The following is a 14,714-nucleotide window of genomic DNA, read 5'->3' on the forward strand; positions in this document are numbered from 1 at the left end:
CTCCTCGGTGCCCCTTCATCAACTCGCCGTGACTCCGGCCGACGTATCCGGGGAAAGGCTGGGACTCGCACTCAACGCGCCCGCACCCGCGCCGCTGGCCAGCTGCCGCCTGGACCACCCCGCCGGTGGCGCCACGCTCCTGCTCGGCGTGCTCGGCGCGTCCCATGTCGTCGCGGTCGAACACGCCGCCGGCCGGTTTTCCGAGGAAATCTCTTGCACGGCACGCAATCTCGGGGCCGACCTGCCAGAGCGCACCGACGCGCCCGGCTACAGCCTGCGCTCGCGTACCGACACTTACGACGAGGCGAGCTTTCGCCGGTTCGCGCAGGATCTGCGCGGCCGCTGCGCACACCGGGCGGGCTGGCTCGGCGGCACGTTCCCCGGCGATGACGCCGCGCTGACCGTGCTGGCCGCCCAACCCGACGGCGTCGGCTGGCGCTGGCAGACCTGGCACCTGTATCCGGGCCGTCCCCCGGGCAACGGCGGAACGGCGGTTCACACGGCCAGCCGGTGGCGCCCGTGAGCCGCAACCGCCTGTTCGTGATCGCCGGTGTGCTGGGCGCGGCCGGCGTGGCGTGCCTGATCTTCGGAATCATCTTGCTGCAGAAGAACATCGCCTCATATGTGGCCGGCCACTATCACGAGTACGCCCGCGACGTGAACGGGACTCGCTACCAGTGCAGCGGTTCGCCCGAACAGGTGGCCGACTCGCTCGCCGACTACGCCCAACCCGCCGCGCGTGCCGCCAACGGCAAGACCGAGTACCTGCGCTACAGCAACAACATCGTGATCGTCGGGCCCGACGGGGGTTACCCGTGCAGCATCCGCGTCGAACCGCTGAGCGCCGGATACAGCCACGGCGCCTTCGTCTTCCTGGGCCCCGGGTTTTCCCCCGGATCCCCGTCGGGCGGCGCCGGTGGCACCCCCGGCGGCCCCGGCGGAATCAAGTGACTCCCACCATCGCAAAGGAGAGCACCATGTACCTCGCCGTCGAGATCGGCACCGTCGACCTCAACCCCGTGCTGAAAGGCGCGGTCGCGACGATCCTGTACTTCGTCGTCGGCATGGCCGTGCTTCTCATCGGGTTCTACGCCGTCGACGTGCTGACCCCGGGGAAGTTGCGCCAGCTGGTGTTCATCGACCGCCGGCCCAACGCCGTGGTGATCGCGGGCGCGATGTACATCGCCCTGACCGTCGTCATCATCACGGCCATCGCCAACAGCTACAGCCAGCTGGGTCAGGGACTCCTCGGCGTGGCCGTGTACGGGTTGATGGGCGTGATCCTGCTGGGGGTGGCGCTGCTGGCGGTGCACCTGCTGATACCGGGCAGCTTCCACGAGCACATCGACGAGCCGGCGCTGCATCCGGGATCGTTCGCCGTGGCGCTGATACTGCTCGCCGTGGGAGGGGTGACCGCGGCGGCGGTGTCATGAGCGCTGTCGATGAGCGGCCGGTCCAGGCGTCGACATCCGTGGGGCCCTCGGGTCGATGGCGGGCGCTGCTGCTGGCCGCGGTGGCGGCGTGCGCGGCCTGCGGCATCATCTACGAACTCGCGCTGCTGACGCTGTCGGCCAGTCTCGACGGCGGCGGGATCGTCGCCACCTCCCTGATCGTCGCGGGCTACATCGCCGCGCTGGGCGTGGGCGCCCTGCTGGTCAAACCGCTACTGGCGCACGCCGCGATCACCTTCATCGCCGTCGAGGCGCTGCTGGGCATCATCGGTGGCCTGTCGGCGGCGGCGCTATACGTGGTGTTCGCGTTCCTGGACGGGTCCGACTCGTCGACGTGGGTGCTCGCGGCGAGCACGGCGCTCATCGGCGGCCTGGTGGGCGCCGAGGTGCCGCTGCTGATGACGCTGCTGCAAGGTGGTCGGATCGCGGGCGCGGCCGATGCCGGGCGGACGCTGGCCAACCTCAACGCCGCCGACTACCTGGGCGCGTTGCTGGGCGGGCTGGTCTGGCCCTTCCTGCTGCTGCCGCAGTTGGGGATGATCCGCGGTGCGGCGGCCACCGGCATGATCAACCTGGCGGCCGCCGCCGTCGTAGCGATTTTCCTGTTGCGCCAAGTGGTTTCGACCCGGCAGCTGGTGCTGGCGCTGTGCGCGCTGGCCGCCGCCGCGGGGCTGCTCGGCACCCTGTTGCTGTGTTCGGCCGACATCGAAACAACAAGCAGGCAAAGGCTTTACGCCGACCCGATCATCGCCTACCGGCACACCGCCTATCAGGAGATCGTGGTGACTCGCCGCGGCAACGACACCCGGCTGTATCTCAATGGTGGGCTGCAGTTCTCCACCCGAGACGAGTACCGCTACACCGAAAGCCTCGTCTACCCCGCCCTGGGTAACGGTGCGCGTTCGGTGCTGGTACTTGGCGGTGGAGACGGCCTGGCGGCCCGCGAATTGCTGCGCCAGCCAAGCGTTTCCAAGATCGTGCAGGTCGAGCTCGATCCCGCGGTGATCGACATCGCGCGCACCACGTTGCGCGCCGCCAATGCCGGCTCGCTGGACAACCCGCGGGTGGGCGTGCTGACCGAGGACGCGATGAACTGGTTGCGCGGACCGAACGTGGACCGCTTCGACGCGGTGATCGTCGACCTTCCCGACCCCGACACACCCGTGCTGGGCCGGCTGTACTCGACGGAGTTCTACGCGCTGGTCGCCCGGGCGCTGGCTCCCGGCGGGCTGATGGTGGTGCAGGCGGGCAGTCCCTTCTCCACCCCGACGGCGTACTGGCGCACGGTTTCGACGATCCGGGCGGCCGGCTACGCGGTCACGCCGTATCACGTGCACGTACCGACGTTCGGTGACTGGGGATTCGCCCTGGCACAACGGGCCGACCTGGCACCCGCACCGAAGGTGCCCGGCAATGCGCCCCCGTTGCGTTACCTCAACCAGCAGGTGCTCGACGCCGCCGGTGTCTTCTCCAGCGACATCGGGCCCCGTCCGGTGGAGCCGTCGACCCTGGACAATCCGCGCATCGTCGAGGACATGCGGCACGGGTACGACTAGTTACTCCTCGTCGAGGGCGGCGAGCACCTCGTCGGACAGGTCGACATTGGTCCAGACGTTCTGCACGTCGTCGCTGTCCTCCAGCGCGTCGACCAGCTTGAACACCTTCCGCGCGCCGTCGACGTCGACCGGCACGCTCACGGACGGCTGGAAGCTGGCCTCGGCCGATTCATAGTCGATGCCGGCGTCCTGCAGTGCGGTACGCACCGCCACCAGGTCGGTCGGTTCGGAGATGACCTCGAAGCTGTCACCGAGGTCGTTGACGTCCTCGGCGCCGGCATCCAGCACGGCGGCCAGCACATCGTCTTCGGTGAGTCCGTTCTTTTCCAGCGTGACGACGCCCTTGCGGGTGAACAGGTAGGACACCGATCCGGGATCGGCCATGTTGCCGCCGTTGCGGGTCACCGCCACCCGGACCTCGCCGGCCGCGCGGTTGCGGTTGTCGGTGAGGCACTCGATCAGCACCGCAACGCCATTGGGCCCGTAACCCTCGTACATGATGGTCTGGTAGTCGGCGCCGCCGGCTTCCTCGCCCGCGCCCCGCTTGCGGGCGCGCTCGATGTTGTCGTTGGGCACCGACGTCTTCTTCGCCTTCTGGATCGCGTCGTACAGCGTCGGGTTGCCCGCCGGGTCACCACCGCCGGTACGGGCGGCGACCTCGATGTTCTTGATCAGCCGGGCAAATTCCTTGCCGCGGCGCGCGTCTTTGACGGCCTTCTGGTGCTTGGTGGTGGCCCACTTGGAATGGCCGCTCATCGCTGTCCTATCTCCAATGTCCTCTTGTTTTTGTGGCCAGACGAGTCTACGTGTGCGGCCGGGGCGGCTTGCCCGGCCACTACCCGGCCGTCCCAGCGGCTCCAGGCGTCACAGCTGGGCGGGGACGTGCGGCGTGCCCAAGTTGCTAGCACCGCCGCGCCGGCAGCCGCCGGCCGCGCGCACGCTCCTCAGCCGGTGACGAGGTCGACGAACAGGTGGTGGATGCGCCGGTCACCGGTCATCTCGGGGTGAAACGCGGTGGCCAGCTTGCGGCCCTGCTTCACCGCGACGACGTGGCCGGCCGCGTTGGCCAGCACCTCGACGTCGTCACCGACGCGTTCGACCCAGGGGGCCCGGATGAATACCGCGCGCACCGGATCGCTCAGCCCCGCGAACGGGATGTCACCCTCGAACGAGTCGACCTGTCGACCAAAAGCGTTGCGCCGCACCGTCATATCGATCGCGCGCAGCGGCAGCGCCTCGCGCCCGCCGGCACCGGCGTCGAGGATCTCGCTGGCCAGCAGGATCATCCCGGCGCAGGCGCCGTAGGCGGGCAGCCCGTCGGCCAACAGGCCCCGCAACGGCTCCAGCAGGCCGAGGTCGAGCAGCAGGTGGCTCATGGTGGTCGATTCCCCGCCCGGGATCACCAACCCGTCCACCGCCTCGAGCTCGCTGCGCCGGCGCACCGGCATCGCCTCGGCTCCCGCCTCGCGAAGGGCCGCCAGGTGCTCACGGGTGTCGCCCTGCAGCGCCAGTACTCCGATCCGCGGCGCGTTCACTGCTTGGTCGGCTGGTACCCGCGCTTGAAGCGGGTCAGCCCCTCCTGCATGACCGCCGCGACCATCTCGCCGGACTGGGTGAAAATCTTGCCCTGGCACAGCGAACGGCCGCCGCTGGCCGACGGCGAACTCTGGTCGTAGAGCAGCCACTCGTCGGCCCGGAACGCCCGCATGAACCACATCGCGTGGTCCAGCGACGCCACCTGCAGGTGCTCCCGCACGTCGAGGTGGGTGACCTGCGCCGATCCCAGCAGCGTCAGGTCGCTCATGTAGGCCAGCGCGCAGATGTGCAGCACCGGGTCGTCCGGCAGCGGGTCGCGGTGGCGGAACCACACCTGCTGCTGGGAGGCCTTGCCCGGCGACAGCTGCAGTTGGTCGCGGGGCACGATGCAGACGTCCCATTCCTCGAATTGCTTGAAGCCGGCGTCGTCGAACACTTTGATCGAGTCCAAGCCGGGTAGCCCGTCGGGTGGCGGAGCCGCCGGCATGACGTCCTGGTGATGGATGCCTTCCTGATCGGTCTGGAAGGACGCCCCCATGCTGAAGATGATCTCGCCGTGCTGAACGGCGTTGACCCGCCGGGTGGCGAACGAGCCGCCGTCGCGAGTGCGTTCGACGAGGAAGACCGTGGGCTCGGTGGCGTCCCCGGGCCGCAGGAAGTAGCCGTGCAGCGAGTGCACCTGATAGCGCGGCTCCACGGTGCGCACCGCCGAGACCAGCGACTGACCCGCCACGTGGCCGCCGAACGTGCGCTGGAAATATCCCGACTCCGGGCTGAACATCCGTCCGCGGTAGATGTTGACCTCGAGTTGCTCGAGATCGAGGATCTCTTCGATCGCCACCAATAGCCCCGGGCTTACCAGCCGCGTTCGGCGAGGCGGTGCGGCTGCGCGATCTGCTCGACGTTGATGCCCACCATCGGCTCGCCCAACCCGCGCGACACCTTGGCCAGCACGTCGGGGTCGTCGTAGAAGGTGGTGGCCTTGACGATCGCGGCGGCGCGGTGCTCGGGCGCACCGGATTTGAAGATGCCCGAGCCGACGAACACGCCCTCGGCGCCGAGCTGCATCATCATCGCCGCGTCGGCGGGGGTGGCGATGCCGCCCGCGGTGAACAGCGTAACCGGCAGCTTGCCCGCCCGGGCCACCTCGACGACGAGTTCGTAGGGGGCCTGCAATTCCTTTGCCGCAACGTACAACTCGTCCTCGGACAGCGACGTCAGGCGGCGGATCTCGCCGCCGATCGCCCGCATGTGCGTGGTCGCGTTGGAGACGTCACCGGTGCCCGCTTCGCCCTTGGAGCGGATCATGGCCGCGCCCTCGCTGATGCGGCGCAGCGCCTCACCGAGGTTGGTCGCCCCGCACACGAACGGCACGGTGAACTTCCACTTGTCGATGTGGTGGGTGTAGTCCGCGGGGGTGAGCACCTCGGACTCGTCGACGTAGTCCACGCCGAGGCTCTGCAGGATCTGCGCCTCGACGAAGTGGCCGATGCGGGCCTTGGCCATCACCGGGATGGTCACGGCAGCGATGATGCCCTCGATCATGTCGGGGTCGCTCATCCGCGACACCCCGCCCTGCGCGCGGATATCGGCGGGCACCCGTTCCAGCGCCATGACAGCGACGGCGCCGGCGCCCTCGGCGATCTTGGCCTGCTCGGGAGTGACGACGTCCATGATGACGCCGCCCTTGAGCATCTCGGCCATGCCCCGTTTGACGCGCGCCGTTCCGGTTCGCCCGTTGCTCGGGTGGGCGGTATTCACTGCTTGATCTCCTTCAACGGTTGTCGACCCAGTCTAATGAGGCGGTTTGGCCCGCGTTGACCGGCGCAGTCAGCGGATGGAAAGCAGCGGCCCGGGGGTGCGGCCGCCGGCGAGCGCGGCTGCGTCGGTGAGCAGTCCGGATAGTTGCGTGGGGTACACCGTCTCCCCCGCCGCGACGAGTTGGGCGATGTCGGCAGCGTCACACCAGCGGTGGCCGTGGATGTAGCTGCGTTCGAGATCGGTTCGTCCGGTGCGCGACGGCTCGAACCGGCGGGTGCGGTAGACGAAGTAGAACTCCTCGCTGTCGATCAGCGAGCCGTTGAACTCGAAGACCTCGTCGCGCCGCCACACCGGCCCCACCAGCTCCGCCGGCGTGACCCGCAGACCGGTTTCCTCGGCCAGCTCCCGTGCGGCGGCCTCGGCGAGCCGTTCGCCTTGCTGCACTTCGCCGCCCACCGTGAACCACCACTTCGGCGCGTGCTGAGCGAGCGCGGGGTCCGATCCGCACAGCAGCAGTACCGCACCGGTGTCGTCGAGCAGCACGATGCGCGCCGAGGTTCGGTGGTTGAGGACTCCTTCAAAGCCCAAGGCTCCGTGGGCCAGCGCGTGCGGCCGCTCGACAATCTCGAAATAACTGGGCAGCCCGGCGGTCCCGCCCAGGTGAAACAACCGCACCAGGGGCCGTTCGGCCAGCGCCAGGGTGTCCCGGACCGCGTCGTTGTGGAAGCGGCGGGCCAGCACCACCCGGGCCTCGGCATCGGCCAGCTCGGCGATCAGACCGGCGGGCAGCGATGCCGGATCGACGACGGCCAACGCGGCCGACAGCTCGTTCTCGGCGTTCTCCCGCGCATGCCGCGGTGCCGCCTCGGCGGCGTCGGCAAGCGCCGCCAGCCGCCGACCTTCGGACGCACCACCGTAGGCGTCGATCGCGACTGCGCGCGACACCACCGCGCGCCGTGCCAGTGCACCGTCGAGCGCCTGCCACGACAAGTCGTAACGGACGTGCAGGCGATCCAGCCTGTTCGCCGTCCGGTAGGCCCAGACGCCGAAGAGCGCCAGCACCGCGACCAACACCGCGATGGCGACAACCAGCCATGTCATCAACTGGCCACCTCGACCTTTGCGCCTGACGCGGCGACCGTTTCGTAAACCCGCATGATCTGACTGGCCACCACCGACCAGTCGTAACGCCGAACAGCTGACGAGCCGGCCGTCACATAGCGTTCCCGCAGCACATCATCCTCCAGCACCGCGATCAGCGCATCGGCAAGCGCGTCGCCGTCGCCGACAGGTACCAGGCATCCCACGTCGCCGCCCCGCAGCACGCGACGGAAGGCGTCCAGATCGCTCGCCACCACCGGGGTGCCGGCGGCCAGCGCCTCGACCAGGACGATGCCGAAACTCTCCCCGCCGAGGTTGGGCGCGCAATACACGTCCGCGCTGCGCATCGCTGAGGCCTTTCCGTCGTCGTCGACCTGGCCGAGAAAACGGATGTGGTCCACCAGTTCGCCTGCCTGGGCGCGCAATTGGTCCTCGTCGCCGCGACCGACGACCAACAGCTGCACGTCGGCAAACCGCTCGGCCAGGCCCGGCAGCGCGTCGAGCAGCACCGACATGCCCTTGCGGGGCTCGTCGTAGCGGCCCAAGAACAGCACCGTCTTGCCGGGGCGCGGGTAGCCGTCCAGGTAGGGGGCCGAGGCGAACGAGGCGACGTCGACGCCGTTCGGGATCTCCACCGCATCGGTGCCCAGCGCCTCCATCTGCCAGCGCCGGGCCAAATCGGAGACCGCGATGCGGCCGACGATCTTCTCGTGCATCGGGCGCAGGATCCCTTGAAACACCGTCAGCGTCAGCGATTTGGTGGTCGACGTGTGGAACGTGGCGACGATCGGACCCTCGGCGATGTTCAGGGCCAACATGGACAGGCTCGGCGCGTTGGGCTCGTGCAGGTGCAGCACGTCGAAATCGCCTTCGGCGAGCCATTTTTTCACCTTGCGGTGGGTGGCCGGCCCGAACCGCAGCCGGGCCACCGACCCGTTGTAGGGAATCGGGACCGCCTTGCCCGCCGAGACGACGTAGTCGGGAAGCGCGGCGTGCGGCGAGGCCGGCGCGAGCACGCTGACGTCGTGCCCGCGGGCGCGCATCACCTCGGCCAGCTGGAGGACGTGCGATTGCACCCCGCCCGGAACGTCGAACGAGTAGGGGCAGACCATCCCGATCCGCATCAGGTTTCCTTCAGCCGGGCCTGCCTGGCTTCGGGCAGGTCGGCCAGCCACTGCGGCTGCATCATGTGCCAGTCCTCGGGACGGGCGGCGATGTTCTTCTCGAACTGATCGGCCATCGCCTGGGTGATGGCGCCAACGTCGCCGCTGGTGCAGTCCAGCGGGGACTGTATCCAGACGCCCCAGCCCCGGTCTTCGAACCAGCAGTGCGCCGGCAGCAGAGCCGCCCCGGTCGCGATGGCGAGCTTCGCCGGGCCGGCCGGCAGCCGGGTGGGCTCACCGAAGAAGTCGACCTGCACGCCGGTGCGGGTGAGGTCGCGCTCGGCCATCAGGCACACGATCCGATTGTCCCGCAGCCGATCGCACAACACGTCGAACGGCGGCCGTTCTCCCCCGGACAGGGGCAGCACCTCGAAGCCGAGGCGTTCACGGTAGGCGATGAAGCGCCGGTAGAGCGATTCGGGTTTGAGCCGCTCGGCGACGGTGGTGAAGGTGCCGTGCGTTTGCGCCAGCCAAACCCCGGCCATGTCCCAGTTGCCGCTGTGCGGCAACGCGATCACCGCGCCGCGGCCGCTGGACAGCGCCGCCTCGATATGGTCTTGCCCGAGGACCGAGTCGTGCAGCTCGCGGCCCACGACGCCCAGGTCCATGCCCGGCAGGCGGAACGCCTCACGCCAGTAACGAGCGTAGGACGCCAGCGAGGCCCGCATCAGCGAGTCCGGCACGTCCTCGGGTGGCACCCCGACGACGCGAGCCAGATTCTTGCGCAGCTGGTCGGGGCCGCCGCCGCGAGCGGCATAACGTGCGCCGGCCTCAAAGGCGTTGCGCGCGGCGAACTCCGGCATCGCACGCACCGCCATCCAGCCCGACGCGTAGGCCCAGTCGGCGCCCACCCCGCCCGTGACGCTACCCGCCAGCCGCCTCGCCAACTGGCGCAGCGGTTGTGCCCCAAGCTTTTTCAGGCCCGGTGGAGTGGGAATCACGGCTCGCCCACCAGCCGGTCGGTCGCGCCCGGCGAGGTATGCACAGTGTGCAACCGCTGCGCACAGGTGACCAGGCTTGCCACCGCCAGCACCCACATCGCGACCGGCAGCGCGGGTGGCCACGCAATGAACGGCAGGTCGGACACGCCTGCGCCGACGAGCACGATGATCAGTCGTTCCGGCCGTTCGATCAGGCCGCCGTCGCCGCGCAACCCGCTGGCTTCGGCGCGGGCCTTGATATAGGAGATCACCTGCGAGGTGACCAGGCAGATCAACGTGGCGACCGCAAGTAGCTTGTCATGCAGGCCGAAGACGATCCACCACAGCAGCCCGCAGAACACCGCGCCGTCGCTGACCCGGTCACACGTGGCGTCCAGCACCGCGCCGAACCGGGTGCCGCCGCCGCGTTCCCGGGCCATCGCACCGTCGAGCATGTCGAAGAGGACGAAGAACCAGACCACCAGCGTGCCGGCGAACAACTTGCCCATCGGGAACAGCGTCAACGCCCCGGCCACCGCGACGATGGTGCCCAAAATCGTGACGACGTCGGGGGTCAATCCCAGCCGCAGGCACGCCCGCGCGGTCGGAGTGGTCAGCCGCGCGAACGCCGCCCGCGACAGGAACGGCATTTTGCTCATGGTTGTTTTGTCCACTCCGTGGCCAATAGCTGCCGCGTCTCGCGCAGCAACTGCGGGATCACCTTCGATCCTCCGATGATGGTGATGAAGTTCGCGTCCCCACCCCAGCGCGGCACCACGTGCACGTGCAGGTGTTCGGCCAGTGACCCGCCGGCCGAGGTCCCCAGGTTCAGGCCGACATTGAAACCGTGCGGCCGCGAGACGTTCTTGATGACGCGAATTGCCTTCTGAACGAAGGACATCAGTTCCGCGCTTTCCGGGTCGGTCAAATCTTCGAGCTCGGAGACCCGACGGTAGGGCACCACCATCAGGTGTCCGGGGTTGTAGGGATAGAGGTTGAGCACGGCATACACGAGCTCCCCGCGAGCGACCACCAGACCGTCTTCGTCGGCGAGGTGCGGTATGTCGGTGAACGGCTGCTCGGTTTTACCGTCGTCGCGCTTCATCGGCGCTTCGGCCAGGTACGTCATCCGATAGGGCGTCCACAACCGCTGCAGGTGATCTTGCTCGCCGACGCCGGTGTCCAGGATGGTGTCGTCGGCACCCTGCTCGGCAGGTTCGCGATCACTCACGGTCACTCACCACTTGACACTTTCACGAGTTCGGCTGTGGGCATGGAGTTCTCGCGGTCGGCGATCCACTTCACGATCGCATCGACCGCAGTGTCGCGGGGCACGCCGTTGATCTGCGTGCGGTCACCGAAGCGGAAGCTGACCGCGCCGGCTTGGACGTCTCGGTCACCGGCCAGCAACATGAACGGCACCCGCTGCGCGGTGTGGTGGACGATCTTCTTCGCCATCCGGTCATCGCTGGCGTCGACCTCGACCCGCACGCCGTGCGACTTCAGCTGCGCAGCAATGCCTTCCAGGTACCCAACGTGCTCGTCGGCGACCGGGATACCCACCGCCTGCACCGGCGCCAGCCACGCCGGGAACGCCCCCGCATAGTGCTCGGTGAGGATGCCGAAGAACCGCTCGATCGATCCGAAGAGCGCTCGGTGAATCAGCACCGGCCGCTGCCGCGACCCGTCGGACGCGGTGTATTCCAGCTCGAATCGCTCCGGCATGTTGAAGTCGAGCTGGATTGTCGACATCTGCCAGCTGCGGCCCAACGCGTCCTTGACCTGCACCGAGATCTTCGGCCCATAAAACGCCGCGCCGCCGGGGTCGGCAACGAAATGCAACCCCGAAACCTCGGCGACCTCCCGCAGCACTTCGGTGGCCTCGTCCCACATCTCGTCGGAGCCCGAGTACTTCTCCGGGTCCTTGGTGGACAGCTCGAGGTAGAAGTCGTTGAGTCCGTAATCGGCCAGCAAGCCCAGCACGAAGCGCAACAGCGAAGTCAACTCGTCGCGCATCTGCTCTCGCGTGCAGTAGATGTGGGCGTCGTCCTGGGTCATGCCGCGCACCCGGGTCAGCCCGTGCACCACACCCGACTTCTCGTAGCGGTACACGCTGCCGAACTCGAAGAGCCGCAACGGTAGCTCGCGATACGAGCGGCCGCGTGACCGATAGATCAGGTGGTGCATCGGGCAGTTCATCGGCTTGAGGTAGTAGTCCTGCCCGGGCTTGCGCACCGTCCCGTCGGCGTTGAACTCCGCGTCGAGGTGCATCGGGGGGTACATGCCGTCGGCGTACCACTCGAGGTGGCCCGACGTGATGTAGAGCTGCTCTTTGGTGATGTGCGGGGTGTTGACGAACTCGTACCCGGCCTCGATGTGCTTGCGCCGCGAGTACTCCTCCAGCTCGCGACGGATGGTACCGCCCTTGGGATGGAAAACCGCTAGGCCGGAGCCGATTTCGTCCGGGAAACTGAACAGGTCCAGCTCGCTGCCCAGCTTGCGATGATCGCGGCGTTGCGCCTCCTCGATCAGCTCGAGGTAGGCATCCAGCGCCTCCTGCGATTCCCACGCGGTGCCGTAGATGCGTTGCAGGCTGGCGTTGTTCTGGTCTCCGCGCCAGTAGGCGGCCGAGCTGCGAGTGAGTTTGAAGGCCGGGATGTGCTTGGTGGTCGGGATGTGCGGCCCGCGGCACAGGTCACTCCAAACCCGTTGCCGGGTACGGGGATTGAGGTTGTCGTACGCCGTGAGCTCGTCGCCGCCGACCTCCATGATGGTTGGATCGCCCGATTTGTCATCGACGAGTTCGAGCTTGTAGGGCTCGTCGGCCAGCTCGCTGCGCGCCTGCTCTTTGGACTCGTACACGCGCCGCTCGAACAGCTGGCCCTCTTTGACGATCTGGCGCATCCGCTTTTCCAGCGCCATCAGGTCTTCCGGGGTGAACGGCTCCGCCACATCGAAGTCGTAATAGAAGCCGTCGGCGATCGGCGGCCCGATGCCCAGCTTGGCCTGGGGGAACAGCTCCTGGACGGCTTGGGCCAGCACGTGTGCGGCCGAATGCCGGATGACGCTACGACCATCGTCGGTGTCGGCGGCCACGGGGACGACGTCGGCGTCGCGGTCGGGCGTCCAACTGAGGTCGCGCAGCTTTCCCGAGTCGTCGCGCACCACCACGACGGCATCGGGTGTGCCCCGCCTCGGCAGCCCCGCCTCACCGATCGCCGCGGCCGCGGTGGTCCCAGCGGGCACCCGGATCGGGGCTTGCGGCGATCGCGAGCCCGTCGGTGCCGGGCGCTGCGGGTCGCCGCCATCGGCTCCCGGGGCGGGCTGTGCGGCGGTCATGGTGGCGTCTCCAAGGCTCGATGAGTCGACGACCATGCTATCGGGCGGGTCCGGAACGAAGCGGGGCCGCCGAGCAGTGGCTTCTTCGAGAGATCGGTTGACTTCGATCGCGTTCGTCGGGCTGTGGTGGCCTTCGCCCTGCGCCTCGCGGATCGCACTGGCCGGGCAGCTATCGGCAGAATGGGTTCGTGGCGGCGCAGACGGCTTTGGCATTGCTGCTCGCCGCTGTCGGCGTCATCGTCGTGACGAACTGGGTCAGCGAGCGCACCGGGCTGCCCAGTGCGGCCCTGCTCACTCTCGTCGGTATCGGTTACGGGTTGCTACCGGGGCCGAACGTCAGTCTTCGCCCAGACGTGATGATGACCTGCATCCTGCCGCCGCTGCTGTACAACGCGGCGCTGGGCTCGTCGTTGGTAGGGATACGCCGCAACCTGCGCACGGTCATCAGCCTGTCGGTCCTCCTCGTCTTGCTCACCGCCGCTGCCGTCGGTAGCGCCTTCGCGCTGCTCGTCAGCGGTGCGACGCTCGCCGCGGGCATGGCGCTGGGCGCGGCGGTGGCGCCCACCGATCCGGTCGCCGCGCTGGCCGTCGCCCGCAAGGTCGGTCTGCCGCTCAACATCGTCACACTGATCGAAGGCGAGGGATTACTCAACGACGCGACGGCGCTGACCACCCTGTCAGTGGCCATCGCGGTTGGCCGCGGCGCGGGATTCTCGTTCCCGTCGGCGCTGCGGCAGTTCGCGCTGGCGGCCGTGGGCGGCCTGGTTATCGGGCTGGCGTTCGCTTGGAGCCGGCGGTTGTTGCGGCGATTGCCGCACGACGTGATGACGGCCAACGCGATCTCCCTGGCCACACCGTTTTTGGCCTATCTCGCGGCGGAGAAGGTGCACGCGTCCGGTGTGTTGGCCGTCGTGGTGTGCGGGCTGGTCGTCGGGCACGACTCACCCCGGTCGGAGTCGGGAGCGAGCCGGCTGCAGACCCGAGCCGTCTGGCGGTTCGTCAACTTCTTGCTGGAGGGCCTTGTCTTTCTGCTCATCGGTCAACAGTTGCCGGCCATGATCGAGGGTCTGCGTGGGCGGCCACCGTCGACGATCGTCGTGGCGGTCGCCGTCACCACCGCAGTGGTGCTGTTGATGCGCCCCCTGTGGCTGCTGTTCACGCAGTCGCTTCCGCGGCAACTGCACACCCGTCTCGGCAACGTCAGCACGAACCCCGACGACGACGACGCCGCCGACCCGGGCCAGAACGGTCGCCGGCGCGACCACGACACGGAGCGACTCGGTGGCCGTGAGCTTCTCGTGCTGAGTTGGGCCGGCAGCCGCGGCGTGGTCAGCCTTGCCGCCATCTTCGCGGTGCCCCTGACGACGGACAGCGGCGCGCCGTTTCCCGTCCGGGACCTTTTGCTGTTCTGCACCCTGGTGGTCGTGCTCGTGACGCTGATCGGGCAGGGCAGCACCTTCGGCCCGATCGTGCGTGCGCTCGGGGTACACGCCAACGCCGTCGACGAGATCCGGTTGCGCAATCGAGCGCGCACGGCCGCGGTTCAGGCTGCCCTCGCCACTCTCGACGAACTCGACGAGCAGGCTCGCGACGAGGTCGACAAGCGGGCGATCGATTTCGTCCGACGGCAGTTGTCCGCTCGGCTCACGCGGTATAAACGTCGGCTCGATGTGCTGTCGGATTCCGACGACCTCCCCAGCCACCCCGACTACGAGGCGGCGGCCGCGGTCCGGCGGGCGGCAATCGACGCGGAGCGCGACGAGCTCGTGCGCTGGCGCGACGTGGGCATGCTGCCCGATCGAAGCCTTCGCGTGCTGGAACGCGAACTGGATCACGAAGAAGTGACGCTGCCGATGCCAACGCCGCGCAACCGGCACGGCCGCTGAA

The 14,714-nt window shown here is 68.4% G+C and carries 15 protein-coding genes; 5 read left to right on the forward strand and 10 right to left on the reverse strand.

Annotated features, from left to right (window positions below):
* Positions 1 to 7: 7 nt before the first annotated feature.
* From A5686_RS14855 to A5686_RS14870, 4 genes are read left to right on the forward strand one after another with little or no spacing between them, the layout of a single operon-like run.
* Positions 8 to 523, forward strand: a complete 516-nt coding sequence (locus tag A5686_RS14855) for a DUF2617 family protein (protein ID WP_067935464.1) — start codon at positions 8 to 10, stop codon at positions 521 to 523.
* Entirely contained in the window at positions 520 to 951 is a 432-nt protein-coding gene (locus A5686_RS14860) for a DUF4247 domain-containing protein (protein ID WP_067936181.1), read from the forward strand. Before A5686_RS14855 ends, A5686_RS14860 begins: the two co-directional genes overlap by 4 nt.
* Before the next feature lie 26 nt (positions 952 to 977).
* On the forward strand, positions 978 to 1,433 hold the full coding sequence (locus tag A5686_RS14865; protein WP_067935466.1) for a DUF350 domain-containing protein: 456 nt from the start codon (positions 978 to 980) through the stop codon (positions 1,431 to 1,433).
* Complete coding sequence (locus A5686_RS14870; protein ID WP_067935469.1) at positions 1,430 to 3,007, forward strand: polyamine aminopropyltransferase; 1,578 nt, start codon at positions 1,430 to 1,432, stop codon at positions 3,005 to 3,007. The genes A5686_RS14865 and A5686_RS14870 overlap by 4 nt, the downstream gene beginning before the upstream one ends.
* Here the strand turns inward: A5686_RS14870 and A5686_RS14875 are convergent, their stop codons facing one another.
* The 10 genes from A5686_RS14875 to thrS all read right to left on the reverse strand — a co-directional run bounded on the left by A5686_RS14875 (position 3,008) and on the right by thrS (position 12,827).
* Complete coding sequence (locus A5686_RS14875) at positions 3,008 to 3,763, reverse strand: YebC/PmpR family DNA-binding transcriptional regulator (protein ID WP_067935472.1); 756 nt, start codon at positions 3,761 to 3,763, stop codon at positions 3,008 to 3,010.
* 188 nt (positions 3,764 to 3,951) lie between these two features.
* Positions 3,952 to 4,542, reverse strand: coding sequence for a pyridoxal 5'-phosphate synthase glutaminase subunit PdxT (gene pdxT / locus A5686_RS14880; RefSeq protein ID WP_067935475.1), 591 nt, complete (start codon positions 4,540 to 4,542; stop codon positions 3,952 to 3,954).
* The gene (gene tesB, locus A5686_RS14885; protein ID WP_067935477.1) at positions 4,539 to 5,384 is read right to left on the reverse strand and encodes an acyl-CoA thioesterase II; all 846 of its coding nucleotides are present in this window, start codon (positions 5,382 to 5,384) and stop codon (positions 4,539 to 4,541) included. Before tesB ends, pdxT begins: the two co-directional genes overlap by 4 nt.
* A gap of 14 nt (positions 5,385 to 5,398) precedes the next feature.
* Positions 5,399 to 6,304 (reverse strand): pyridoxal 5'-phosphate synthase lyase subunit PdxS, encoded by a 906-nt coding sequence (pdxS, locus tag A5686_RS14890; RefSeq protein WP_067935479.1) that lies wholly within the window; start codon positions 6,302 to 6,304, stop codon positions 5,399 to 5,401.
* Between the two features lie 69 nt (positions 6,305 to 6,373).
* On the reverse strand, positions 6,374 to 7,405 hold the full coding sequence (locus A5686_RS14895; RefSeq protein ID WP_067935482.1) for an NUDIX domain-containing protein: 1,032 nt from the start codon (positions 7,403 to 7,405) through the stop codon (positions 6,374 to 6,376).
* The gene (locus tag A5686_RS14900; protein ID WP_067935485.1) at positions 7,405 to 8,529 is read right to left on the reverse strand and encodes a glycosyltransferase family 4 protein; all 1,125 of its coding nucleotides are present in this window, start codon (positions 8,527 to 8,529) and stop codon (positions 7,405 to 7,407) included. The genes A5686_RS14895 and A5686_RS14900 overlap by 1 nt, the downstream gene beginning before the upstream one ends.
* Positions 8,529 to 9,464 carry a phosphatidylinositol mannoside acyltransferase gene (locus A5686_RS14905; RefSeq protein ID WP_231986387.1) on the reverse strand — a complete coding sequence of 312 codons (936 nt, stop codon included), beginning with the start codon at positions 9,462 to 9,464 and terminating at the stop codon, positions 8,529 to 8,531. Before A5686_RS14905 ends, A5686_RS14900 begins: the two co-directional genes overlap by 1 nt.
* Before the next feature lie 41 nt (positions 9,465 to 9,505).
* A complete protein-coding gene (gene pgsA, locus A5686_RS14910; protein ID WP_067935490.1) occupies positions 9,506 to 10,147 on the reverse strand; it encodes a phosphatidylinositol phosphate synthase in 642 nt (213 codons plus the stop codon).
* Positions 10,144 to 10,719 carry an HIT domain-containing protein gene (locus tag A5686_RS14915; RefSeq protein WP_067935493.1) on the reverse strand — a complete coding sequence of 192 codons (576 nt, stop codon included), beginning with the start codon at positions 10,717 to 10,719 and terminating at the stop codon, positions 10,144 to 10,146. The genes pgsA and A5686_RS14915 overlap by 4 nt, the downstream gene beginning before the upstream one ends.
* A 2-nt stretch (positions 10,720 to 10,721) precedes the next feature.
* A complete protein-coding gene (thrS, locus tag A5686_RS14920) occupies positions 10,722 to 12,827 on the reverse strand; it encodes a threonine--tRNA ligase (RefSeq protein ID WP_067936183.1) in 2,106 nt (701 codons plus the stop codon).
* Positions 12,828 to 13,015: 188 nt separating this feature from the next.
* Between thrS and A5686_RS14925 the strand changes: the two genes are divergently transcribed.
* Entirely contained in the window at positions 13,016 to 14,713 is a 1,698-nt protein-coding gene (locus A5686_RS14925; RefSeq protein ID WP_231986380.1) for a sodium:proton antiporter, read from the forward strand.
* The last annotated feature ends 1 nt before the right edge of the window (position 14,714 follow it).

The organism is Mycobacterium sp. E2479 (assembly GCF_001667925.1).
In the GTDB taxonomy this organism is placed as follows: Bacteria; Actinomycetota; Actinomycetes; order Mycobacteriales; family Mycobacteriaceae; genus Mycobacterium.